At 70.4% G+C, this 21,616-nt stretch carries 24 protein-coding genes; 6 read left to right on the top strand and 18 right to left on the bottom strand.

Going from position 1 to position 21,616, the window contains the following annotated elements:
* From I9P22_RS16385 to pip, 6 genes are all read right to left on the bottom strand, one after another.
* The coding region (locus tag I9P22_RS16385) for a translation initiation factor IF-2 associated domain-containing protein (protein ID WP_233253439.1) at nt 1–584 on the bottom strand (584 nt) is incomplete at its 3' end.
* A 7-nt stretch (nt 585–591) separates the two neighbouring features.
* Nucleotides 592–1,212, bottom strand: coding sequence for an RNA-binding protein (locus I9P22_RS16380; RefSeq protein WP_199260578.1), 621 nt, complete (start codon nt 1,210–1,212; stop codon nt 592–594).
* 15 nt (nt 1,213–1,227) lie between these two features.
* Nucleotides 1,228–2,907, bottom strand: a complete 1,680-nt coding sequence (gene nusA, locus I9P22_RS16375; RefSeq protein ID WP_199260577.1) for a transcription termination factor NusA — start codon at nt 2,905–2,907, stop codon at nt 1,228–1,230.
* 3 nt (nt 2,908–2,910) lie between these two features.
* Nucleotides 2,911–3,528 (bottom strand): ribosome maturation factor RimP, encoded by a 618-nt coding sequence (gene rimP, locus I9P22_RS16370; RefSeq protein WP_199260576.1) that lies wholly within the window; start codon nt 3,526–3,528, stop codon nt 2,911–2,913.
* Between the two features lie 138 nt (nt 3,529–3,666).
* Complete coding sequence (gene tspO / locus I9P22_RS16365; RefSeq protein WP_199260575.1) at nt 3,667–4,119, bottom strand: tryptophan-rich sensory protein TspO; 453 nt, start codon at nt 4,117–4,119, stop codon at nt 3,667–3,669.
* A 30-nt stretch (nt 4,120–4,149) separates the two neighbouring features.
* Nucleotides 4,150–5,130, bottom strand: a complete 981-nt coding sequence (pip, locus tag I9P22_RS16360; protein WP_199260574.1) for a prolyl aminopeptidase — start codon at nt 5,128–5,130, stop codon at nt 4,150–4,152.
* Between the two features lie 51 nt (nt 5,131–5,181).
* Here pip and ubiG point away from each other — a divergent pair, with 51 nt between their 5' ends.
* Complete coding sequence (gene ubiG, locus I9P22_RS16355; RefSeq protein ID WP_199260573.1) at nt 5,182–5,949, top strand: bifunctional 2-polyprenyl-6-hydroxyphenol methylase/3-demethylubiquinol 3-O-methyltransferase UbiG; 768 nt, start codon at nt 5,182–5,184, stop codon at nt 5,947–5,949.
* A gap of 97 nt (nt 5,950–6,046) precedes the next feature.
* On the opposite strand, the gene I9P22_RS16350 is transcribed toward ubiG, so the two are convergent.
* Genes I9P22_RS16350 through I9P22_RS16335 form a run of 4 tightly spaced genes read right to left on the bottom strand, consistent with a single transcriptional unit; the run spans nt 6,047 to nt 8,430 of the window.
* The gene (locus I9P22_RS16350) at nt 6,047–6,550 is read right to left on the bottom strand and encodes a MarR family winged helix-turn-helix transcriptional regulator (RefSeq protein WP_199260572.1); all 504 of its coding nucleotides are present in this window, start codon (nt 6,548–6,550) and stop codon (nt 6,047–6,049) included.
* The gene (locus tag I9P22_RS16345; RefSeq protein ID WP_199260571.1) at nt 6,547–7,398 is read right to left on the bottom strand and encodes a carbon-nitrogen hydrolase family protein; all 852 of its coding nucleotides are present in this window, start codon (nt 7,396–7,398) and stop codon (nt 6,547–6,549) included. The genes I9P22_RS16350 and I9P22_RS16345 overlap by 4 nt, the downstream gene beginning before the upstream one ends.
* Nucleotides 7,395–7,658 carry a glutaredoxin 3 gene (gene grxC, locus I9P22_RS16340; RefSeq protein WP_028713954.1) on the bottom strand — a complete coding sequence of 88 codons (264 nt, stop codon included), beginning with the start codon at nt 7,656–7,658 and terminating at the stop codon, nt 7,395–7,397. Before grxC ends, I9P22_RS16345 begins: the two co-directional genes overlap by 4 nt.
* Nucleotides 7,659–7,692: 34 nt before the next feature.
* On the bottom strand, nt 7,693–8,430 hold the full coding sequence (locus I9P22_RS16335; protein ID WP_199260570.1) for a double zinc ribbon domain-containing protein: 738 nt from the start codon (nt 8,428–8,430) through the stop codon (nt 7,693–7,695).
* A gap of 31 nt (nt 8,431–8,461) precedes the next feature.
* On the opposite strand from I9P22_RS16335, the gene I9P22_RS16330 reads away from it, so the two are divergent.
* Both I9P22_RS16330 and hemH read left to right on the top strand, forming a co-directional pair.
* A complete protein-coding gene (locus tag I9P22_RS16330; RefSeq protein ID WP_199260569.1) occupies nt 8,462–9,301 on the top strand; it encodes a methyltransferase domain-containing protein in 840 nt (279 codons plus the stop codon).
* Nucleotides 9,298–10,329: a ferrochelatase gene (gene hemH, locus I9P22_RS16325; RefSeq protein ID WP_199260568.1), complete on the top strand. Its 1,032-nt coding sequence runs from the start codon at nt 9,298–9,300 to the stop codon at nt 10,327–10,329. Before I9P22_RS16330 ends, hemH begins: the two co-directional genes overlap by 4 nt.
* Nucleotides 10,330–10,425: 96 nt before the next feature.
* Here the strand turns inward: hemH and I9P22_RS16320 are convergent, their stop codons facing one another.
* The gene (locus tag I9P22_RS16320; protein ID WP_199260567.1) at nt 10,426–11,427 is read right to left on the bottom strand and encodes a TAXI family TRAP transporter solute-binding subunit; all 1,002 of its coding nucleotides are present in this window, start codon (nt 11,425–11,427) and stop codon (nt 10,426–10,428) included.
* Nucleotides 11,428–11,698: 271 nt separating this feature from the next.
* A complete protein-coding gene (locus I9P22_RS16315; RefSeq protein WP_199260566.1) occupies nt 11,699–12,355 on the bottom strand; it encodes a L,D-transpeptidase in 657 nt (218 codons plus the stop codon).
* Between the two features lie 230 nt (nt 12,356–12,585).
* Between I9P22_RS16315 and dalA the strand changes: the two genes are divergently transcribed.
* Together dalA and I9P22_RS16305 are read left to right on the top strand one after the other, a co-directional pair.
* Nucleotides 12,586–13,155 (top strand): divisome-associated lipoprotein DalA, encoded by a 570-nt coding sequence (gene dalA, locus I9P22_RS16310; protein ID WP_199260565.1) that lies wholly within the window; start codon nt 12,586–12,588, stop codon nt 13,153–13,155.
* Between the two features lie 72 nt (nt 13,156–13,227).
* On the top strand, nt 13,228–14,034 hold the full coding sequence (locus I9P22_RS16305; protein ID WP_199260564.1) for an inositol monophosphatase family protein: 807 nt from the start codon (nt 13,228–13,230) through the stop codon (nt 14,032–14,034).
* Between the two features lie 138 nt (nt 14,035–14,172).
* Here I9P22_RS16305 and I9P22_RS16300 read toward each other — a convergent pair whose 3' ends face one another.
* The 6 genes from I9P22_RS16300 to hslO all read right to left on the bottom strand — a co-directional run bounded on the left by I9P22_RS16300 (nt 14,173) and on the right by hslO (nt 20,628).
* Nucleotides 14,173–14,691, bottom strand: coding sequence for a L,D-transpeptidase family protein (locus I9P22_RS16300; protein WP_199260563.1), 519 nt, complete (start codon nt 14,689–14,691; stop codon nt 14,173–14,175).
* Nucleotides 14,692–14,756: 65 nt separating this feature from the next.
* Nucleotides 14,757–15,974 (bottom strand): class I SAM-dependent RNA methyltransferase, encoded by a 1,218-nt coding sequence (locus I9P22_RS16295; RefSeq protein ID WP_199260562.1) that lies wholly within the window; start codon nt 15,972–15,974, stop codon nt 14,757–14,759.
* Nucleotides 15,971–17,827, bottom strand: coding sequence for an ABC transporter ATP-binding protein (locus I9P22_RS16290; RefSeq protein WP_199260561.1), 1,857 nt, complete (start codon nt 17,825–17,827; stop codon nt 15,971–15,973). Before I9P22_RS16290 ends, I9P22_RS16295 begins: the two co-directional genes overlap by 4 nt.
* On the bottom strand, nt 17,827–18,993 hold the full coding sequence (locus I9P22_RS16285) for a CCA tRNA nucleotidyltransferase (protein WP_199260560.1): 1,167 nt from the start codon (nt 18,991–18,993) through the stop codon (nt 17,827–17,829). Before I9P22_RS16285 ends, I9P22_RS16290 begins: the two co-directional genes overlap by 1 nt.
* Nucleotides 18,990–19,589: a CoA pyrophosphatase gene (locus tag I9P22_RS16280; protein WP_199260559.1), complete on the bottom strand. Its 600-nt coding sequence runs from the start codon at nt 19,587–19,589 to the stop codon at nt 18,990–18,992. Before I9P22_RS16280 ends, I9P22_RS16285 begins: the two co-directional genes overlap by 4 nt.
* 13 nt (nt 19,590–19,602) lie before the next feature.
* Entirely contained in the window at nt 19,603–20,628 is a 1,026-nt protein-coding gene (gene hslO, locus I9P22_RS16275) for an Hsp33 family molecular chaperone HslO (RefSeq protein ID WP_199260558.1), read from the bottom strand.
* A 220-nt stretch (nt 20,629–20,848) separates the two neighbouring features.
* Here hslO and rpe point away from each other — a divergent pair, with 220 nt between their 5' ends.
* On the top strand, nt 20,849–21,541 hold the full coding sequence (gene rpe / locus I9P22_RS16270) for a ribulose-phosphate 3-epimerase (protein ID WP_199260557.1): 693 nt from the start codon (nt 20,849–20,851) through the stop codon (nt 21,539–21,541).
* Nucleotides 21,542–21,616 lie beyond the last annotated feature (75 nt).

Genomic DNA, 21,616 nt, shown 5'->3' with positions numbered 1-21,616 from the left:
CGGTCGGTCTTGCGCGGGCCGGCGGCGCTGACGCCCTTGGTCTCGGCGCGCACGGCGGCGGCCTCGGCGGCGGCGCGGTCGGCCGGGGTGGCCGGGCGCGCTTCCGTCTTGGGCTTGGCGATCTCGGCCTTCTTCTTCTCGCGCAGCTCGGCTTCGCGGGCGCGGCGCTCGTCCTCCTCGGCCTTCAGCCGCAGGGCTTCCTCGCGCTCGCGCTCCTCGCGCTCCTTGGCTTCCAGCTCGAGGCGGCGGCGCTCGCGTTCTTCCTCGCGGGCCTTTTCCTCGGCGATGCGCTGCGCGGCTTCCTCGACCTCGCGGGCCTTGGCGGCGCGCAGGGCGGCCATGCGCCGCTCCATCTCGGCATCCGAGATGCCGGCGGGACGCTTCGACGGGTCGCCCGACACGGCCGAAGGCGAGCCCGAGCGCCCGCCGCCCGCTGCCGCGCCGGTCTTGCCGGGCACGACCACGCGCTTGCGCTTGGTCTCGACGACCACGTTATGGGTCCGGCCGTGGCTGAAGCTTTGCTTCACATGGCCCGAGCGGCCGCCACCAAGACCCAGGGGTTTCTTTCCGTCAGTATCGCTCATCCGATCTTCATTCCTTCCCGGCGGCCGCATTGCCACCGTCATGCTCGCGCAGACCCGTCAGTCTGCTCGCGTCCCTGATCAATTTGTCGGTCAGGCCCCCCGGCGCAAGCGCGCTGTGTATGACATGATCGCGCCCAAAGGACAAACCCAATTCTGATGCGGTCATGCAGCCGAACCACCGGCCCCCGGGCGGGGTCCAGAGCTTGCCCTTGCCGCGTTCCGATCCGTCGCTGGCCTGCAGCAGCACCTTGGCCTTGCCGGCGGCCAGCCAGTCCTTGACCTTCTCGAATCCGGCGACCGCCAGCCCGGCCTTGCGCGCCAGCGACAGCGTATCCGTCACCCGCCGCGCCAGCCCGGATTCGATCAGCGCCAGAAGTTCGGGCGGGGCGGTCACCCGCGCCTTGGCGCCTCGTGAAAACAAGCCCTTGGCAGCAGCCTTGTCCAGCGCCTGCCGGTCGGCCACCACCCAGAAGCCGCGTCCGGGCAGCTTCTCGGCCAGGTCCGGCACCACCTCGCCATCGGGGCCCGCGACAAAGCGGATCAGTCCGGCCTTCGGCTGGACCTCGCCCGTGACGATGCAGCGCCGTTCGGGCGTCTCGCGGTCCTTGATACGGCCCCCGCGTGTCATCCGGCTCCCGGGGCGTTACACCCCGGCCTCCTGTTCGTCGCTCTCGCCCTCGGCCTCCTCGGCCGATTCGAGCTCGGCCGGATCGACCCAGCCCAACATGACCCGGGCGGTCATCACCAGGTTCTGCGCCTCTTCCAGCGACACGTCGAAGGGCTCCAGGATGCCGTCGTCCTTGACGCGCTGGCCGTCCTGCGTGGTCCAGCCGCCGGCCAGTTCCCAGTCGGCGCAGGTGGCGAAATCCTCCAGCGTCTTGACGCCGTCCTTGGCCAGTGCCTCGACCATCTGCGGGGTCAGGCCCTCGAACTCGATCAGGCTGTCCTCGGCGCCCAGGGCGCGGGCATTTTCCAGCGCCGCCTTGTTGGCGGCTTCCAGATGCTCGCGGGCGCGGGTCTGCAGCTCCTCGGCGGTGCCTTCGTCCACGCCCTCGATGGACAGAAGCTCGTCCAGGTCGACGTAGGCCACCTCTTCCAGGTTGGTGAAGCCCTCGGCCACCAGCAGCTGGGCGAAGAACTCGTCCAGGTCCAGCGTGTCCATGAACAGCTTGGTGCGGGCGTTGAACTCGGCCTGGCGGCGCTTCGACTCCTCCTCCTCGGTGAGGATGTCGATGTCGAGCCCGGTCAGCTGGCTGGCCAGCCGCACGTTCTGGCCGCGGCGGCCGATGGCCAGCGACAGCTGCTCGTCCGGCACCACCACCTCGATGCGGGTCGCGTCCTCGTCGAAGACGACCTTCGCCACCTCGGCCGGCTGCAGCGCGTTCACCAGGAAGGTCGCCTGGTCCTCGGACCAGGGGATGATGTCGATCTTTTCGCCCTGAAGCTCGCCCACCACGGCCTGCACGCGCGAGCCGCGCATGCCGACGCAGGCGCCGACCGGGTCGATCGAGTTGTCATAGGAGATCACCGCGATCTTGGCACGCGAGCCCGGGTCGCGGGCGCAGGCCTTGATCTCGATCACGCCGTCATAGATTTCCGGCACTTCCATCTTGAACAGCTCGGCCATGAACTGCGGATCGGTGCGCGACAGGAAGATCTGCGGGCCGCGCGCCTCGCGGCGCACGTCCTTGACATAGGCGCGGATGCGGTCGTTCGGGCGATAGCTCTCGCGGCCGATCTTCTCGTTGCGGCGCAGGATGGCCTCGCCCCGGCCGACATCGACGATGATGTTGCCGTATTCCTCGCGCTTGACGACGCCGTTGATGATGGTGCCGACGCGGTCCTTGAATTCCTCGTATTGGCGGTCGCGCTCGGCCTCGCGGACCCTCTGCAGGATCACCTGCTTGGCCGATTGCGCGGCGATGCGGCCCAGATCGACCGGCGGCACCTGTTCCTGGAACACGTCGCCCGGCTGCGGCTTGCCCGAGAAATCGGTCAGCACCTGGCCGTCGCGCAGCCAATGGGCGCGGCCGTCCTTCGAGGGCTCGAAATAGGCGCGGGCCTGCTCGGCGGTGAATTGCGCCTGGTAGTTCTCGACCGCGTCGTCCTCGACCACGGTGCGGGCGCGGGTGAAGGTGGCGTTGCCGGTCTTGCGGTCGATATGGACGCGGATGTCCATTTCCGAGCCGTAGCGCGATTTCGCCGCGCGGGCCAGGCTGTCCTCCATCGCCTCGATCACCAGGTCGGGGTCGATCATCTTCTCGCGCGCGACCGCCTCGGCGGTCTGCAGAAGCTCAAGCTGGTTGGCAGAGGTGATGGCCATTCCTCACTCCTTCGCACCGGCGTTGTCGCCGGATTCCGTTTCGATCTCGTCAAAAGCGGCTTCGTCCAGATGGTCGATCTGCACGCCCGCATCCTTCTTTTGCCGCAGCATCTCGGCGATCAGCTCGTCGGTCAGCACCAGCTTGGCATCCGAGAGCCAGTCGAAGTTCAGCCCGATGGTCTGGACCTCGCCGCCCTCCTCGATGTTGAGCAGCACCTCGTCGCCGCCCTCGCCCTTCTCGACCCCGGCCAGAACGCCCTTGAAGCGTTTGCGGCCGTCGATGGGCTGGTTGGTTTCCAGCCGCGCCTCGTAGCCCTCGAAGGTGGCGAAGTCCTTCAGCCGGGTCAGCGGCCGGTCGATGCCGGGGCTGGAGACCTCGAGGTGATAGGCGTCCTCCAGCGGATCCTCGACATCGAGGATGGCGCTGACGGCGGTCGAGATATCGGCGCAGTCGTCGACATTGATGCCGCCTTCGGGCCGGTCGGCCATGATCTGCAGCGTGGCGGTCTTGCCGCCCTGCAGGCGGATGCGCACCAGCTCGAAACCCAGATCCTCGATGACCGGGGTGATGATCTCGGCCAGGCGCCGGTCGATGGCGGTCTTGGCGATGAGGTCGGTCATTGGTGATACCCCAAATACGAAAAACGGGCCGAGGCGGCCCGTGCGTCTTCCCGGTGGGCAGGGTGTGGACGCCTGCGCCGCTGTCGAGCCGCATATAGGGCGCGGCGCGGGGGATTGCAAGGAAAACCGGCGGGGGCCTCATTGCGGCGCCGGATTGTCCCGCCAGATGCGGAAATTCAGTGCCCCGGCCAGGGTCAGCCAGGCCAGATAGGGCAGCAGAAGCACGCCGGCCAGCAGGTCCAGCCGGAAGGCCGCGACCAGCAGCGTCGCGACCACCAGCCACAGGATCGCCAGCACCGCCATCGCCGCGCCCGGCCGGCGCGCGCCGAAGAACACCGGCGTCCACAGGGTATTCAGCGCGATCTGCGCCGCCCACAGCGCCAGCGCGGGCCCCGCACCCGGCAGGCCGGCCAGCCGCGCGCCCACCCAGGCCAGCAGCAGATAAAGCGTGGTCCAGGCCACCGGAAACGCCCAGCGCGGCGGGGTGAAATCCGGCTTGCGCAGCCCGTCATACCAGCCACCGGGCTGGAAGATCAGGCCGGCCGCGGCCGCCGCGCCGCAAGCGATCAGGAAGAACAGGAACGTCGTCACGCCGCACCCCGTTGGAACAGGCGGCGCGCCCTATCGCGCCGCATCCCGGAAAGCGTCCATCACCCGCACCAGCTCGGCGGCGATTCGCGGCTCGCTCAGCGCGTGGCCCGAGGCGGGGACCAGCCGCAGGTCGGCCTTGGTCCAGCCCTCGGCAAGCTCCCAGGCGGTCGCGGGCGGGCAGACCATGTCGTAGCGGCCTTGCACGATCACCGCCGGGATGTGCTCGATGCGGTGGCGGTCGTGCAGCAGCTGGCCCTCGGCCAGGAAGCAGTCATGGGCGAAATAGTGATTCTCCAGCCGGGCGAAGGTCCGGGCGTAGTCGGGCGGCGCATGGCCCGGCCCGCTGATCTCCAGCCCGGCCAGGGCGTTTTCCCAGACCAGCCAGGGCAGGGCGAAGCGGATCTCCTGTCCGCGGTCGCCGCTGAACAGCCGCCGATGATAGGCGGCGATCATGTCGCCGCGCTCGGCCTCGGGGATCGGGGCCTGGAACTCGGCCCAGCGGTCCGGGAAGAAGCGGGCGACCCCGCCGCCATAGAACCAGTCCAGCTCGGCCCGCCGGCCCAGAAACACCCCGCGCAGCACCAGCGCCACCACCGGGTCGGGATGCGCCTGGGCATAGGCCAGCGCCAGGGTGGCGCCCCAGCTGCCGCCGAACAGGATGGCGCGCCCGATCCCCAGCTCGCGGCGGATCACCTCGATATCGGCGATCAGGTGCCGGGTGGTGTTGGCCGCCACCGCGGCATGGGGCTGCGAGCGGCCGCAGCCGCGCTGGTCGAACAGCACCGCCCGGTAATGCGCCGGGTCGAAGAAGCGTCGCATGAAGGGGCTGCACCCGCCGCCGGGCCCGCCATGCAGGACGATCACCGGCACGCCGTCCGGATTGCCGCTCTGTTCGACATGCAGCATGTGGCCGTCGCCGACCTCGATCATCCGGCGGTCGAAGGGCTCGACCATCGGGTGCAGCCTGCCATGCGACGCCGTGCCGCCGATTTGCCCTGCCAATCTGTCCATGGCACCACTATATAGCGCCTCGCGCGCGCCCGCCACATGAAGGACGGCCAGATGACCGAAAGACCAGCCCCCGCCAGCCCGGCCCCCAGCAGCATCGACCCGGCCGAGGTCGCCAAGTTCCAGGCCATGGCGCGGGAATGGTGGGACCCGAACGGCAAGTTCAAGCCGCTGCACATGCTGAACCCGACGCGACTGGACTATGTCACGACCCAGATCGCGGCGCAGTTCGGCCGCGACCTCGCGGCGCCCCGACCCTTCGAGGGGCTGACGCTGCTCGACATCGGCTGCGGCGGCGGGCTGATGGCCGAGCCGATGGCCCGGCTGGGTGCCACTGTGACCGGCGCCGACGCGGCCGAGGGCAATATCGCCATCGCCGACCTGCATGCCGCGGAACAGGACCTCGCCATCGACTACCGCGCCACCACGGCCGAGGCGCTGGCGGCCGAGGGGCGCCGCTTTGACGTGGTCATGGCCCTTGAGATCGTCGAGCATGTCGCCGACCCGGCACAGTTCATCGCCACCTGCCGCGACCTGCTGGCGCCGGGCGGCATGCTGATCCAGTCCACCCTGAACCGCACGGCGCGCAGCTTCGCCGCCGCCATCGTCGGGGCGGAATGGGTGATGCGCTGGCTGCCCAGGGGGACGCATGACTGGCGCCGCTTCATCACCCCGGACGAGCTGGCGCGGATGACCGAGGCGGCGGGGCTGCGCGTCGTCGACCGCTGCGGCATGGTCTTCAACCCGCTGGGCTGGAGCTGGTCGCTGTCGCATCGTGACCTGTCGGTCAATTACGCGATGACCGCCTTGCGCGACGCCTGAGCTTCTTCGTTCCGCAAATACCCGACCGCCACGGCGCGGCCGGGCGCGGCCGCAGCCGGCTTTCACCCTGTCCCGAATGCCCGTGCGACCGCTGCCCTCAGCGCCCGCCGCGCGATTCGTGACGCAACGTCTCTTCCAGCCGCTTGCGCAGCATGCGCAGCACCGGCAGCGCCGCGCGCACCCGGTCGGCGCCGACATCGCGCACCACGTCGGCGATTCGCGGCATGAAGGCCGCCAGCGCCGCGTCCCGTGCCGCCCGGCCGGCCGGGCTGATCGCCACGAACTTGCGCCGCGCGTCGTCCCAGTCCGGGCGGATATGGATATGCCCGGCCCATTCCAGCCGCGACAGCGTGTTGGTCATCGCCCCCCGGGTGACATGGAAGGCCTCGGCCAGCTCGGCGGGCGTGCGCTCGACATTCAGATGCGCCAGCAGGTTCAGCACCGAGAAATGCGAGATCTGCATGCCCTTGGGCAGCGCCTTGCCGATCAGGTCGCGCGCCAACTGGTCGGCGATGAACACCTCGGAAAACAGGCTGGCCGCAAGGGCATCGGCCGATATGTCGGCATGCCCTGCCGGGCTGTCGTGGGTCTTGTCGATCATGGGCCGCTGAAGTCTCGGTCATGCGTGAGCGATGGGATGCGGGACCGTGCCCCAGGGATGGCCCCGGGGTCAAGCGTGACGAAGCTGACGCCGGGCTCGCTGCCGCCATCGGCCAGCACCTCGCCCCAGGGACCGACGGCCAGGGAATGGCCATGGCTGCGGCGGACCCGGCGGCCGGGGTCGAAATGCGTGGCATGGCTGCCGCATTGCGCCGGGGCCAGCACGAAGCAGCCGGTCTCGATGGCGCGGGCGCGCAACAGCACCTCCCAATGCGCGGCGCCGGTGGTGTCGTTGAAGGCGGCGGGCACGGTCAGCACCTGTGCCCCGGCCTTGGCCAGCGCCCGGTAGAGCTGCGGAAAACGCAGGTCGTAGCAGATCGTCATGCCGACGCGCAGCGGCCCCTCGGCCAGCACGGCGCGGTCGCCGGGGCGGAAGGCCGCCGATTCGCGATAGGATTCGCTCTCGGACACCGTCACGTCGAACATGTGCAGCTTGTCGTAGCGCGCGCGGATGCTGCCGTCCGGTGCGATCAGGAAGCTGCGATTGGCAAGGCGCGCCTCGGCCGGATCGCCGGTCTTCAGCGACAGCGAGCCGATCAGCAGCCAGATCCCCAGGTCGCGCGCATCCTCGCGCAGGGCGGCCAGGGTCGGATCCTCGGACTCGACATGCAGGAGGCGCTCCTGCAAGGCGCGGCTGGCGCCCAGCAGGTTCGTGGCCTCGGGCGTCAGCACCCATTCCGCGCCGCCCGCCGCCGCCTCGCGCACCAGTGCCCGCGTGACCGGCAGGTTGCGCGCCGGATCGTCCGAGACGCTGAGCTGCACCAGCGCCGCCGTCAGCGCCTGGCTCATGCCGTCAGGCCCAAGAGCCCGTCGAGCTTGCCCTGATAGTCCAGCGCGTGCAGGTCGTCGCTGCCGCCGACATGGCGGCCGTCGATGAAGATCTGCGGCACCGTCCGCCGGCCGCCGGCGCGCTGGGTCATGGCGCCGCGCAGCTGCGGATCGCGGCTGACATCGGTTTCCTCATAGGCGACGCCCTTCTTGCGCAGCAGCGACTTGGCGGCGATGCAATAGGGGCAGGTGGGGGTGGTATAGATCTCGACCTTGGCCATAAGCGCGTTCCGATATGCGTGGTTCGGCCCCTATCTATGCATCCTTGACCGCCCGCGCCAGAACCACGACCGAGATCGGCCCGGCCCCGGCGGCCCGCAGCGCCTCGGCCGCCGCGGCCATGGTCGCCCCCGAGGCCATCACGTCATCGACCAGCAGCACCGCGCGGCCCTGCAGTCGCGGCGCCATGCGCGCCGGCACGGCGATGGCGCCCGCGACATTGGCGAAACGGTCCCCGACGCTGCCATGGTCCTGCATCGGCGTGTGCCGCAGCCGCCGCAGCCCGCCCGGCAGATGCGCCAGCCCATGCGCGCGCGCCACGCGCCGGGCCAGCATCTCGGCCTGGTTGTATTTCCGCCTCAGCAGCCGGCGCAGATGCACCGGCACCGGCACCACCACCATCTCCGGCCGCAGTAATGGCAGCGCCGCCTGCGCCACCCAGTCGCCCAGGGCGGGCGCCAGGTCCAGCCGGTCGCCGTGTTTCAGCATCAGCGCCAGCTTGCGCCCGGTGCCGCGATAGGCCAGCGCCGCGCGGCCGCGCAGCCAGGGCCGCTGGATGCGCAGGCAGTCGTCGCAGACCAGCAGGCCCGCCGCCTCGTCGGCCTCGTCCCCCGGCCCGCCGCCGGGCAGCGGCACACCGCAGCGCCCGCAGCAGGTGCCCTGGATGAATTCCGCTTCGCGCCAGCAGGCGGTGCACAGCCCACCCTCCTCGGCCACCGGGGCGCTGCAGCACAGGCATTGCGGCGGGTAGACCAGCCGCAATGCGCCTTTCATCAGGCCGCGAAGCCCCCTATGTTCTGCCCCCATGATGCCCGACCGTTCCACTCCCGTTCCCAGCCTTACCGACCGCGGCGCGCTCGAACGGAACCGCCGCCGCGCCCTGCACCTTGGGCCGGCGGATTTCCTGCATCGAATCGTCGCCGACGAGATCGAGGATAGGCTGACCGAGGTTAACAGAAGGTTTAGCGACGTCGCCGTGGTGACCGGCCTGCCGGAGTTCTGGCGCGAGGCCATGCCCGGCGCCAGGATCGTCGCCGACGCGCCCCAGCTGGACCTGCAACCCGGCGCGCATGATCTGGTGGTCCACGCCATGGCGCTGCACTGGGCCGAGGACCCGGTCGGCCAGCTTGCGCAGGCCGCCCGCGCGCTGCGCCCCGACGGCCTGCTGATCGCCGCCTGTCCCGGCGGGCGCAGCCTGCACGAATTGCGCGATGTGCTGACCCGCGCCGAGGCCGAGATCGCCGGCGGCCTGTCGCCCCGCGTCTTGCCCATGGGCGAGATCCGCGACCTGGGCGGCCTTCTGCCGCGCGCCGGGCTGGCGCTGCCGGTCGCCGACCAGATCACCCAGGTCGCCAGCTATCGCAGCCTGTTCCACCTGGCCCGCGACCTGCGCGCCATGGGCGAGGGCAATGCCCTGGCCGGCCGGCTGCGCCGCCCGACGCGACGCGATGTCCTGTTGCGCGCCGCCGCGCTTTATGCCGAGGATCACCCCGACCCCCAGGATGGCACGCGCATCCGGGCGACCTTCGAGCTGGTCTTCCTGACCGGCTGGGCGCCCGATGCCAGCCAGCAGAAACCGCTTCGCCCGGGCTCGGCCAGGATACCGCTGGCCGAGGCCCTGGCCCGCACGAGAAAGCCCGAATGACCCTTGCCGAGCACGCCCCCGCCAGCCACCCTGCGCTCCCCGCCCGCAAGATCGGGGTGCTGATCGCCAATCTGGGCACGCCCGACGCGACCGATTACTGGTCGATGCGGCGCTACCTGTCCGAGTTCCTGTCGGACAAGCGGGTGATCGACTATCCGGCCTGGAAATGGCAGCCGCTGCTGCAGACCGTCATCCTGACCAAGCGGCCCTTCACCTCGGGGGCGAACTACAAGACCATCTGGAACAACGAGGCGAATGAAAGCCCGCTGATGACCATCACCAGGGAACAGGTGGCGGCGCTGCGCGAGCGGGCCTCGGCGCTATGGGGCGACCGGGTCATGGTGGATTTCTGCATGCGCTACGGCAATCCCTCGACCCCCGACGTGGTCGAGCGCATGGTCAAGGCCGGCTGCGACCGCATCCTGTTCTTTCCGCTTTATCCGCAATATGCCGGGGCGACGACGGCGACGGCGAACGACCAGTTCTTCCGCGCGCTGATCGCCGAGAGGCGGCAGCCGGCCGCGCGCACCGTGCCGCCCTATTTCGACCGGCCGGACTATATCGACGCGCTGGCGGCTTCGGTCGAGCGCGCCCTGGGCGGCCGCCAGCCCCGCAAGCTGGTCGCCAGCTATCACGGCATGCCGAAACGCTACCTGCAAGAGGGCGACCCCTATCATTGCCAATGCCAGAAGACCTCGCGCCTGCTGCGCGAGCGGCTGGGCTGGGACGAAGGCGTGATCGACACCAGCTTCCAGTCGGTCTTCGGCACCGAGGAATGGCTGCGCCCCTATACCGTCGAGCATGTGGCCGAACTGGCGCGGCAGGGCATCACCGAGATCGCGGTGATCTCGCCCGCCTTCTCGGCCGATTGCATCGAGACGCTCGAGGAGATCCAGGGCGAGATCCGCCACGCCTTCGAGGCGGCGGGCGGCAAGGAATTCACCTATATCCCCTGCCTGAACGCCGAGCCGGCGCATATCGACATGCTGGCGGCGGTGATCGCCGAGAACCTGGCCGGCTGGGTCTGACGGGCGGCCGGTGTCGGGAACAGGGACTCGGGAACCGGGCGACGGCCAAGGCGCCGGACCGCGCGGCGGCGCCTCCTCGTCGGCCGGCCGCGGCGCTCATTCGAGCATGTCGGCTTCCCTGTAGAAACGCTCGGCGCCCGGGTGGAAGGGGATTCCGGCGCCCCGGGTCGCGTTTTCCAGCGTGATCATGCTGCCCTTGGCATGGCCGGCGGTGAACAGCCTCTGGTTGTTCCGGTCGTAAAGCGCCCGGGTGATGTCATGGATCAGCGCCTCGGGCTGGTCGGCGCCGGTCACCAGCTGCGCCCCGACCGAGAGGGTGGCGACATCGGTCGCCTGCCCCTCATAGGTGCCGGCCGGCACGCTGTCGTCGGCGAAGAAGCTGTAGGTGCTGCGCAGCCGCTCCACCTCGGGGCCGGCGATCGGCACCAGCGCCACCGGGTGCTGGCTGGCCAGCTCGGCGATGGCGCCGGCCGGATAGCCGCCGACGAAGAAGAAGGCGTCGAGCCCGCCCTCGCGCATCCGCGCGGCCGCCTGGTCGAGCCGGAGATATTCCGGCTGCACATCCGCCTCGGACAGGCCGAAGGCGTCGAGGATGATCCGGGCATCGACCAGCGTGCCCGAGCCCGGCTCGTCCAGCGACACCCGCTTGCCGCGAAGATCGGCGACCGAGGCGATGCCCGCATCGGCCCGCGCGACCAGATGGATGCTTTCGGGATAGAGGTTGGCGATCAGCCGCAGCTTTCCGACCGCCGGCCGGCCTTCCCAGAGGCCGGTGCCGGTCTGCGCCCAATAGGCGATGTCGGACTGGCTCAGGCCCGCCTCGATGGTGCCGCCGTCGATGGCGCTGACATTGCCGACCGAGCCGGTCGAGGCCACCGCTGTCGCCACCAGCCCCGGCACCCCGCAGGGGCCGCCATCCTCGCAGCCGCGCGAGCCGGGCGGGCTGGAGATGGCGGCGGCGATCAACCCGCCGATCGGGTAATAGGTGCCGGCGGTGCCGCCGGTGCCGATGCGGAAGAAGGTCGTCTCCTGCGCCGCAGCGGCCTGACCGAAGAAGGCGGCGACGGCGCAAGCTGCGAACCATGCCCTGGATTTCATCTGCCCGTTCCTGTTTTCCGGCTTCCCGGCGGCGAGGTTAGTCCAGAGCCGCAGCCGACGACAACCGGGCCTCGAAAAACGCCCGGCGGCCGAAAGGCTCCGGCGCATCGGTCTGGTGCGGCCGGCGGGCCGGGCGATGGTCGGCACGTCCGGCTGAGCGGCGGTGACACCCGCCGATGCCGGGTTGACCACGGGCCGGGGCCGATGCCGGCCGCAAAGCGCCTCGCCATGACAAAGGGGCCTGCCGGCCCCTTTCTGCGCTGCCTGCGGGTCAGATCAGCAGCACCTGGGTGCCGATCTTGGTCAGGTCGTAGAGCTGCTTGATATGCTCGTTGTAAAGGCCGATGCAGCCGTTCGAGGACTTGCGGCCGATCTTGCGCGTGTCATGCGTGCCGTGGATGCGGTAATATTGCCAGCTCAGCCACAGCGCATGGGTGCCCAGCGGGTTGTCCGGGCCCGGCGGCACGAAATCCGGCCATTCCGGGTTGCGCTTCTTCATCTCGGGGGTGGGCGCCCAGCTGGGGCCCTTGACCTTCTTGATGATCTCGGTGCGGCCGGTGCGGGTCAGGTCGGGGCTGACCGGGACCGAGGTCGGGAACAGCTTGTAGACCGTCTGGTCCTCGGACCAGAAATGCAGCGCGCGCGAGGTCAGGTCGACCAGGATCGCGCCATTGGTCAGGGTGCTGAAATAGGGCTGCCAGTCCTGCATGCGGAAGCTGGAGATGTTGCGCCGCGAATCCTGCGTCGCGTCGTATTGCACCATGCCCGCATCCGGCGTGGCGCCGCCGGCGGTGCCCTGCAGCGGCTGGCCGGTATAGGGGTCGATGGCCTGGGCCAGGGCCGGGGCCGCCAGCCCCGCCGCCGCGCCCATCGCCACCGAGGCGGTCAGAAATTTCCGGCGCGAGACCGGATTTTTCGGCGTGATCATGTGTCGCTCCTGATATGTGCTCGGACCGCTCGAGGCGGCCTTCTCTGCCCGAATTTGCGAAGAATGGCGTTCTGCTGCGGATTTACGCCCCGGTCCCCGGCCATGCAATTCAAACAAGCGTCATTGTCGCAACAGAGTCGCAGCCTGTGGCCCTCACGCAATCTTGGGTTTGAAGGCAGGGGCCGGCTTTTGTATGGCTGGCGCAAAATTTCCTTTCGGGACAGGATATGATGCTGAAACTCTCTACCCTGGCGCTTGTTTCGGTGCTGGCGCTTGCCGCCTGCCAGCAGCCGCAGCAGCCGCAACTCGGCCCCGACGGCCAGCCGCTGCCGGTCGCCTACAAGATCACCCCGCGGGAGGAGGCGCAGATCCCCGGCCGCATCCTGGGCCAGATCAATGCGCTGCGCGCCAATGTCGCCGCGCCCCCCATGGTGCAGAACCCGATGCTGGACACGGCCGCCAAGGCCCATGCCCGCGACATGGCGGCGCAGAACCGGGCCTGGCATTTCGGCTCGGACGGCTCCTCGCCGCTGGATCGCATCCGCCGCAACGGCTACATGGGCCACCTGATCGGCGAGAACATCTCCGAGACCTACGAGAACGAGATCGCAACGCTGAACGCCTGGATGCAGACCCGCGACACCCGCGACGTGATCATGGACCCGCGCGCGACCGAGCTGGGCATCGGCTGGTATCAGGAGCCCTCGGGCAAGATCTGGTGGGTGCTGATCACCGGCGGCGTGGCCACCATGCCCACGACCATGGCCGGCGGCTTTGCCGCCCCCGGCGCCGGGATCTGACCGGATGGCGCGGCTGCGACCGGGCCGCGCCTTTCCGCCTTGCATCCGCAGCCCGCGCCCCGGTCGCGGGCCGTGCTGCCCAATCTTGCCGGCATGAACGAGATCGACCGCATCCTGGCCGCGGCGCGGGCCCTGGCCGAGGCGGCGGCGGACATCTCTGCCCGGGCCTGGCGCGGCGCGCTCGCGGTCGGCTACAAGCCAGACGGCTCGTCGCTGACCGAGGCCGACCTCTCCATCGAGGCGATGTGGCGCGAGTCCATCCGGCGGCAGTTTCCCTCGCACGGCATCCTGGGCGAGGAATACGGCGTCGACCCCGGCAGCAGCGCCTGGACCTGGGTGCTGGATCCGATCGACGGCACCCGCCAGTTCGCGGCGGGATTGCTGAACTTCGCCTCGCTGATCGGGGTCTGCCGCGACGGAGTCCCGGTCCTGGGATTCATCGACCTGCCGGCGCCGGGTGCCCGCTATGTGGCGGCCGAGGGCCGGGGCACGCGCTTCGGCACCCGCCTGGTCCGCAGCAGCGGCCGGCGGGCGCTGGACGAGGCCGTGGTCAGCCTGGCCAATCCCGACAGCTTCACCGCGCCCGACAGCGCAGCCGGATACCGCCGGCTGCGGACGGCCGGGCGGGCCAGGGTGTTCGACGGCGGCGCGGCTGCCTATGGCGCGCTGGCGCGCGGGCTGGTGGATCTTTGCCTGAACGGCGACGACCTGGACGCCTGTGACATCTGCGCCCTGTGCCCGGTCGTGCAGGAGGCGGGCGGCGTCATCTCCGACTGGCAAGGACGACCGCTGACGCTGCGGTCGAGCGGCGCCATCCTGGCCAGCGCCTCGCCCGAGCTTCACGCCGCGGCGCTGGACAGGCTGGCCTTGCCGGGCTGAGGCGCGATCCGGCCTGAGCCGTCATGGCATGGCAAAGGATGGGGGACGGGCAGGCGGCCGGCCCGCAGCCCTTTGGGGCGATCAAAAGCCCCGCGACGATGCGCGGGGGGCCCTTTCGGCTGTCGCCGCCGGCGGCGCCTAGGGATAGAGGAAGATCGGCACCCCCGGGCGCAACATGGTGAAGATCTCCTCGATCTCCTCGTCGGTGACGGCGATGCAGCCGGCGGTCCAGTCGCTGCGCTGGCGGATCAGTTGCCGCCCTTCGGGGCCAAGGCCGTGGATGAAGATGTCGCCGCCCGGCCGCAGCCCCATGGCTGCCGCCTGGGCCACGTCCTGCGCGGACGGATAGGAAATGCCGACCGACAGGTGATAGCGGCTGCGCGGGTTGAAACGGTCGATGAAATACATGCCCTCGGGCGTGCGGCCGTCGCCCTCGAACTGCTTGCGGCCCACCGGCTGGTTGCCGAGCTTGATGTCATAGCTCTTGATGACTTCCCGGCCGCTGACGAGATACATCTTGCGCTCGCCCTTTTTCACCACGACCTGCGTGATGGGCGGCCCCTGGTAGGTCTTGCTGGGTTGGGTGCTGTCGCCGCCGCAGCTTGCCACGATGGCAACTGCGACAACCGCGATCAATGCGCGAATTGCCCGAATCATCACTGCCCTCTGGATGCGCTATGCGCTTGGTTTTCCCATGAAATACCACAGGCGTTAAAATTTCGCTAGTTTCGGCGAAATTCCGCCACGGTCTCGACATGCGGCGACCAGCGGAACTGGTCGACCACGAAGAGCCGCGCCAGCACCAGCCCGCCATCGGCGAGAATCCGCGCATCCCTTGCAAAAGTGACCGGATCGCAGCTGACCCAGGCCAGCCTGTCCACGGCCGAGCGGGCGATTTCCCGGGCCTGCGCCTCGGCCCCGGCGCGCGGCGGGTCGATCACGATCGCGTCATAGGCCAGCTCGTCGGGCATGAGCGGCCGTCGGGCAAGGTCGCGAATCTCGGTCGTGATTCGGTGCAGGCCGGGGCTGCGGCGGGCGGCCGCGTCCAGCGCCTGCAGCGGCGCGGCCAGCCCCTCGACGGCATGAAGCTCGGCCGTCTCGGCCAGGGGCAGGGTGAAGGTGCCGCAGCCGGCGAACAGGTCCAGCACCCGGCCGGCGCCGCGCAGCATGTCGCGCAGGGCGGCCAGCAGCGCCGCCTCGCCCTCGGCGGTGGCCTGCAGGAAGCCGCCCGGCGGCGGAACGACCTGCGCCCGTCCCATCGGCAGCGCCGGCGGGCGGCGGGTGATGCTGTCCCCGTCCCAGCTCAGCCGCGCCAGGTCGCCCTCATCGGCCAGTGCCGACAGGGCCTGGAACAGCGCCGGTTCCATCGGCTTGCCGCCGGTCACCGCCACGTCCAGTCCCGCCGGCGTGTCGATCACGGTCAGCGACAGCTCGCCCGCGCGCGAGGCGCCGGCGACGACCAGTCGCCGCAGCAGCGGCAGTGCCGACTGGATGGCGGGCCGCAGCACGTGGCAATCGGCGATGTCCACGATCACCTCCGAGGCGCGGGCGTGAAAGCCCAGCAGCGCGCCCTTCTTCGTCCGCCGCCCCGACAGCACCGCCCGCCGGCGCGAGCGCGGCGGCGAGACATGCACGCCGGCGATCGGCGCGGAAAGCCCCTGCGCGCGCAGCGCTTCGGTCACGACGCCGACCTTCCAGGCCTTCACGAAAGCCTCGGAGCCGTGCATCAGCGCGCAGCCGCCGCAGACGCGGTAATGCGGGCAGGGCGGGCGCACCCGCTCGGGCGCAGGCGTCACGATGCGCGGGCCGGCGATGCGGCCGTCCTCGGCCTCGCCCTCGATCACCTCGCCGGGCAGGGTCAGCGCCGCCAGCGCGCGGCCCCCGGCCCCGACCGCCACGCCATCGCCCTTGCGGCCCAGCCGCTCGACGGTCCAGATCACTCGGCGGCCTCGGTGGTTTCCTCGTCCTCGTCGGTGCCCAGGAAGCCGCCGGATTGCCGGTTCCAGTAGCGGGCATAGGTGCCGTCCAGCGCCAGCAGCTCGGCATGGCTGCCCTGCTCGACGATGCGGCCGGATTCCAGCACCACGATGCGGTCCAGCTCGGCGATGGTCGAAAGCCGGTGCGCGATGGCCAGAACGGTCTTGCCCTGCATGGCGCGGTGCAGCGCCTCCTGCACCTGCGCCTCGACCTCGCTGTCGAGCGCGCTGGTCGCCTCGTCCAGGACCAGGATCGGCGCGTCCTTCAGCAGCGCGCGGGCCAGCGCGATGCGCTGGCGCTGCCCGCCGGACAGCTTGACGCCGCGCTCGCCCAGATGGGCGTCGTAGCCCTTGCGGCCCATGTGGTCCTGCAGGGTCAGGATGAAGTCATGCGCCTCGGCCGCGCGGGCCGCCGCGACGATCTCCTCCTCGGTCGCGTCGGGGCGGCCGTAAAGGATGTTGTCGCGCGCTGAGCGGTTGAACATCGCGGTTTCCTGCGTGACCATGGCGATGTTGCGGCGCAGGCTTTCCTGGGTCACCGCGCGCACGTCATGGCCGTCCACCCGCACCGCGCCGCGTTCCACGTCGTAAAGCCGCAGCAGCAGCGAGACCATGGTGGACTTGCCCGCGCCCGAGGCCCCGACCACGCCCAGCTTCTCGCCCGGGGCGATATGCAGGTCGAGGTCGCGGATGCCCCCCTGATCGCGGCCATAGGCGAAATCGACATGGTCGAAGTCGATGCGCCCCGCCACGCGGTCAAGCGCGACCGCATCGGGGGCGTCGGTCAGGGCATGCGGCGGCGACAGGGTCTTCATGCCGTCCTCGACCTCGCCGATGCTGCCCCAGACGCCCATCAGCGCCATGCTGACCCAGCCGGTCATCTGCGCCAGCCGCATCGAGATCGCGCCGGCGGCGGCGATGTCGCCGGCCGTCGCCAGCCCCTCGCGCCACAGCATCAGCGTGCCGCCGATCAGCACCACCGGCAGCGCGCCGGCGACGAACATCAGCGAAAAGCGGAACCAGGTGCTGACCCGGCCGAAATCCAGCGCGCGCTCGCGAAAGCCGGCCATGGCGCCAAGCGCGGCGCGGTCCTCGTGCTCGGCATGGGCGAAAAGCTTCACGGTCTTGATGTTGGTGATCGTGTCCACCACCTGCCCCGTCACCATGGCCCGCGCCGAGGCCCGGCTGGCCGAGCGGGTGCGGATGCGCGGCAGGAAGAAGCGGATCAGCAGGACATAGGCCATCAGCCAGGCCAGCATCGCCACCGCGCCCCAGCCGTCCACCGAGACCAGAAAGGCGGCCGAGCCGATGATCGAGGCCAGCGCGAAGGCCACCACGTTGACGAATTCCGTCGCCACGTCGGTCACTGCCCGGGCGGTCTGGGTCTGCTTCTGGGCGATGCGGCCGGCGAAGTCGTTGTCGAAGAAAGTCACCGCATGGCCCATGGTCCAGCGGTGAAGCCGCGACAGCACCAGCGGGAACAGGTTCGGCCCGATGATGACGCTGGAAGAGGCGGTGGACAGGCCGAAGATCGCCGGCCGCACCACCAGGAAGAACAGCACGAAGCCCAGGATCAGCCCGCCCTTGTCGGCGACCAGGGTCGCGGGCGTGGTGGTCACGACGGCATCGACCACCCAGCCCAGCAGCACCGCCGAGACGATATCCGCGATGCCGCTGAGCGCCGAGGCCACCGCGGCGATGGTCAGCCCCGGCCAGGCTCCGGACAGGCACCAGCGGAAGAAGGCCAGCAGGCTGCGCGGCGGCGGGCCCTCGGCCGGGCGGAAGGCGTCGATCATGCGGGCGAAGACATCGTGCATCAGGCCTTGGCCTCCTGTCGCAGCGCGATCCGGCGCAGCGCCTCGCGCGGCAGGGTGAAATTGCTTTCGATCCATGCCGATTCGGCGCGTTTCAGCGCCTCGCCCAGGGCTGGGCCGGAAAGCGCGGGCATCAGGTCGCGGGCGGCCAGCGGGAATTTCGCCTCGGCGCCGCGGGCCAGTTCATGGCACCAGCCGAAGGGCGGCGCCTCGCCGCGGGCGGCGCGGATCAGCACCGATTGCGCGGCGACGGCGCGGCCGTAGCGCCAGGCGGCGACCGGCGGATGCAGCGCCAGCGCCGCGGCGATCTGGTCCTGGCTGCGGGCCTCGTCCCGTGACAGCCGCAGGGCCTCGGCGGCGTTCGGGGCCGCCAGCAGCGCCAGGCGGCGCGGCCAGCGGGGCAGGGCGCCGGTGCCGAATTCATGCTCGGCCTCGACCAGTTCTGGCAGGTCGCCGGGATCGGCGCCGGGCAGGACCAGCGGCAGCACCCCCGCCTCGGCCATCAGCGCCAGGGCGCGCGAGGGGTCGGGCGCATCCAAAAGCTTGCGCATCTCGTGGCCGATGCGTTCCCTGGAAATGCCGGCGAGGCCCTGGCGCAGCTCGCGGCAGGCGGCCAGCGCCTGCAGGTCGGCCTCGCGCCCATACCAGGCCAGGAAGCGGAAGAAGCGCAGGATGCGCAGATAGTCCTCGGCGATGCGGGCGCGCGGGTCGCCGACGAAGCGCAGCCGGCGCGCGGCCAGGTCGGGCAGGCCGCCCACCGGGTCCAGCACCTCGCCCGAGGCGGTGGCGTAAAGCGCGTTCATGGTGAAGTCGCGGCGCTGCGCGTCGTCCTCGATCCGGTCGGAATAGGCGACGACGGCCCGGCGGCCGTCGGTCTCGACGTCGCGGCGGAAGCTGGTGACCTCGAAACCGCGGCCCTCGGCGATCACGGTGACGGTGCCGTGCTCGATGCCGGTCGGCACGGTGCGCAGGCCGGCCGTCTCGGCCAGCCGCACGGTGTCGTCGGGCCGGGCCGAGGTCGAGACGTCCACATCCGCCACCGGCTCGCCCAGAAGCGCGTTCCGGACCGCGCCGCCGACGACCAGCGCCTGCGCGCCTTCGGCCGAAAGCGCGGCCAGCACCCGCGCCAGGGCGGGATCGTCGAGGAAGGGCGCGGTCAGGCGGGTCATGCGGAAAGCCTGGTTGAAATCCGGGTGGCGAGTGAATGCAGGACGCGGGCGGTGGCGCCCCAGATATAATAGGGCCCATAGGGGGCGACATAATAGTCCCGCCGGGCGCCGCGCCAGATCCGGCCCTCGATGTGGTAGTTGGCCGGATCGGCGACATGGGCGAAGGGGACGGTGAAGACCTCCTCGACCTCGCCGGCCTCGGGGATCGGGGTGAAGGGGCCGTGGATCAGCGCCAGCACCGGGGTCATGGCAAAGCCGGTCACGGTGCGATGCGGCGGCATAGTGCCCAGGACCTCGACGCGGGCGGGATCGAGGCCCACCTCCTCATGCGCCTCGCGCAGGGCGGCGGCGGTCTCGTCGGCATCGCCGGGATCGACCTTGCCGCCGGGCAGGGCGATCTGGCCGGGATGGTGGCGCAGGCTCGAGGCGCGCTTGGTCAGCAGCAGCCGGCCGTCCGCGGCATCGAAGGCGGCCAGCACCCCGGCGGGGCGCAGCGCGACCTCGCCCGGCACGGGGGCGCCGCCGAAGTCGAAATCGGACGAGGGCCCCGTCGATCCCGACAGGGCCCGCATCAATGTCTCGCGGACCCCGGTCATCGGATGCCCGCCATCAAAGCGCGGCCCGGCTTTCCCCGACCCCGGCTTGCGGCAGGGGATTGCCCTCGGCATCCACGGTCGCCTCGAAGCCCAGGCTTTGCGGGTCGAATTCGTAATGCGCGCCGCAGAACTGGCAATCGGCGGTGACGATGCCGTCCTCGTTGGTCATGTGGGAGATGTCCTTGGCCGAATAGATCGACAGCGTGCCCCGCACCCGGTCGGCATTGCAGGAACAGCCGAAGACCAGCGGTTGCGTGGCGAAGGCGGTGGGCTCCTCCTCGTGGAACAGGCGGAAGACCAGGTTCGGCAGCGGCAGGGCCGGATCGACCATCTCCATCGCCTCGACCGTCGCCATCAGCATGGTGCCGCGGGTCCAGTCCTCGGACTGGGCGCCCTGCAGGATATCGGCGGATTGCAGCGCCTCGCCTTCGGGGGCGGCATGGCTGGCGGCGGGTAGGGTCTGCAGCATGATGCCGCCGGCGCGCCAGTGTTCCCGCGCCTGGCCGGGCATGCGCGAGCGGCCGACCGTCAGCTCGAACCGGGTCGGAAGCTGCTCGGACTGCTCGAAATAGGTCTGCGCGCAGGTGGCGAGCGAGCCGCCGGCCAGCGGCGTCAGGCCCTGATAGGGCGTCGTGCCCTCGCCCTGGTCGATCAGCACCGCGAAATAGCCCTGGCCGAGCTGGTCGAAGCCGGGGACGCCCTCGTGCAGCCGGTCCGGATCGAAGCTGGCCCAGGCGCGCATGCGGGCGGGGCCGCCCTCGGTCTCGGGGGCGTAATAGTCGGTGGCGATGGTGCGGATGGCGCCGTTGCCCCGCACCTGCAGCGACAGTTTCCAGCGCAGCTTGATGGTCTGGCCGATCAGCGCGGTCAGGATGGTCAGCTCGGCCACCATGGCGCTGACCGCGACCGGGTAGTCGTGGCGCGACAGGATATGCTCCAGCACCGGTCCCAGGCGCGCGACGCGGCCGCGCATGCCCGAGCGTTCCAGCTGGAAGGGCAGCACGCTGTCGTCCCAGGAAAGATCCTTCGTTTCGGTCATTGCAAGTCCTTCGGAATGCGGATGCGCGGGGCCGCTGGCGGCCTGGCGCCTTGGTCCCAATATAGGCCCTGCGGCGGAAAGCCCAAGGGGGGAAGCCGGGGGCTTCGCGCCCCCGGGCCCCCGCGGGGTATTTGGAAAACGGAAAGATGCCACTTTCATGCCGGTTGACGCGCCGCGGGCCGGGGCGGTAACCGGATCGGGTATGTGCAGGGAGCCAGCCATGACCTTCGACCGCCGCATCAAGATCGCCCCGTCCATCCTGTCGGCGGATTTCGCCAATTTCGGCCAGGAGATCCGCGCCATCGAGGCCCAGGGCGCCGACTGGGTGCATGTCGACGTGATGGATGGGCATTTCGTGCCCAACCTGACCTTTGGCCCGCCCGCCGTGAAGGCCTTTCGGCCGCATGTGACCACCTTCATGGACGTGCATCTGATGATCGCGCCGGTCGATCCCTATATCGAGGCCTATGCCGAGGCCGGCGCCGACATGATCACCGCCCATGTCGAGGCCGGGCCGCATCCGCATCGCACCCTGCAGGCGATCCGCGCCACCGGCAAGAAGGCCGGGATCTCGCTGAACCCGGGCACCCCGGCCGAGGCGGTGGAATACCTGCTGGACCTGTGCGACATGGTGCTGGTGATGACGGTGAACCCCGGCTTCGGCGGGCAGAAATTCATTCACTCGCAGCTCGACAAGATCGCCCGGCTGCGGGCGATGATCGGCGACCGGCCGGTGCATATCCAGGTCGATGGCGGCGTCGATCCGGACACCGCGCCGCTGGTCGCCGGGGCGGGGGCGGATGTGCTGGTGGCGGGCTCGGCGGTGTTCCGCGGCGGCTCGGTCGCCGATCCCGGCGTCTATGGCGGGAACATCCGCGCCATCCGCGAGGCTGCCGAGGCCGCGACCCGTTGATCTGGCGCGGCGCCACGGCGCTGGCCGGCGCGGCGCTGGGACTGGCGGCGCCGCTGGCCGGGCGCGACTGGCGCG

This window comes from Paracoccus binzhouensis, assembly GCF_016446475.1.
Classification (GTDB): Bacteria; Pseudomonadota; Alphaproteobacteria; order Rhodobacterales; family Rhodobacteraceae; genus Paracoccus; species Paracoccus binzhouensis.
This window is presented reverse-complemented; position numbering and strand designations above follow the sequence as displayed.

What these genes read in the sequence shown, in the direction of transcription:
- I9P22_RS16380 (WP_199260578.1), bottom strand. Translation starts at nt 1,212, where the DNA reads ATGACACGCGGGGGCCGTATCAAGGACCGCGAGACGCCCGAACGGCGC.
- nusA (WP_199260577.1), bottom strand. Translation starts at nt 2,907, where the DNA reads ATGGCCATCACCTCTGCCAACCAGCTTGAGCTTCTGCAGACCGCCGAG.
- rimP (WP_199260576.1), bottom strand. Translation starts at nt 3,528, where the DNA reads ATGACCGACCTCATCGCCAAGACCGCCATCGACCGGCGCCTGGCCGAG.
- pip (WP_199260574.1), bottom strand. Translation starts at nt 5,130, where the DNA reads ATGGACAGATTGGCAGGGCAAATCGGCGGCACGGCGTCGCATGGCAGG.
- ubiG (WP_199260573.1), top strand. Translation starts at nt 5,182, where the DNA reads ATGACCGAAAGACCAGCCCCCGCCAGCCCGGCCCCCAGCAGCATCGAC.
- I9P22_RS16350 (WP_199260572.1), bottom strand. Translation starts at nt 6,550, where the DNA reads ATGATCGACAAGACCCACGACAGCCCGGCAGGGCATGCCGACATATCG.
- I9P22_RS16345 (WP_199260571.1), bottom strand. Translation starts at nt 7,398, where the DNA reads ATGAGCCAGGCGCTGACGGCGGCGCTGGTGCAGCTCAGCGTCTCGGAC.
- grxC (WP_028713954.1), bottom strand. Translation starts at nt 7,658, where the DNA reads ATGGCCAAGGTCGAGATCTATACCACCCCCACCTGCCCCTATTGCATC.
- I9P22_RS16335 (WP_199260570.1), bottom strand. Translation starts at nt 8,430, where the DNA reads ATGAAAGGCGCATTGCGGCTGGTCTACCCGCCGCAATGCCTGTGCTGC.
- I9P22_RS16330 (WP_199260569.1), top strand. Translation starts at nt 8,462, where the DNA reads ATGATGCCCGACCGTTCCACTCCCGTTCCCAGCCTTACCGACCGCGGC.
- hemH (WP_199260568.1), top strand. Translation starts at nt 9,298, where the DNA reads ATGACCCTTGCCGAGCACGCCCCCGCCAGCCACCCTGCGCTCCCCGCC.
- I9P22_RS16320 (WP_199260567.1), bottom strand. Translation starts at nt 11,427, where the DNA reads ATGAAATCCAGGGCATGGTTCGCAGCTTGCGCCGTCGCCGCCTTCTTC.
- I9P22_RS16315 (WP_199260566.1), bottom strand. Translation starts at nt 12,355, where the DNA reads ATGATCACGCCGAAAAATCCGGTCTCGCGCCGGAAATTTCTGACCGCC.
- dalA (WP_199260565.1), top strand. Translation starts at nt 12,586, where the DNA reads ATGCTGAAACTCTCTACCCTGGCGCTTGTTTCGGTGCTGGCGCTTGCC.
- I9P22_RS16300 (WP_199260563.1), bottom strand. Translation starts at nt 14,691, where the DNA reads ATGATTCGGGCAATTCGCGCATTGATCGCGGTTGTCGCAGTTGCCATC.
- I9P22_RS16290 (WP_199260561.1), bottom strand. Translation starts at nt 17,827, where the DNA reads ATGCACGATGTCTTCGCCCGCATGATCGACGCCTTCCGCCCGGCCGAG.
- I9P22_RS16285 (WP_199260560.1), bottom strand. Translation starts at nt 18,993, where the DNA reads ATGACCCGCCTGACCGCGCCCTTCCTCGACGATCCCGCCCTGGCGCGG.
- I9P22_RS16280 (WP_199260559.1), bottom strand. Translation starts at nt 19,589, where the DNA reads ATGACCGGGGTCCGCGAGACATTGATGCGGGCCCTGTCGGGATCGACG.
- hslO (WP_199260558.1), bottom strand. Translation starts at nt 20,628, where the DNA reads ATGACCGAAACGAAGGATCTTTCCTGGGACGACAGCGTGCTGCCCTTC.
- rpe (WP_199260557.1), top strand. Translation starts at nt 20,849, where the DNA reads ATGACCTTCGACCGCCGCATCAAGATCGCCCCGTCCATCCTGTCGGCG.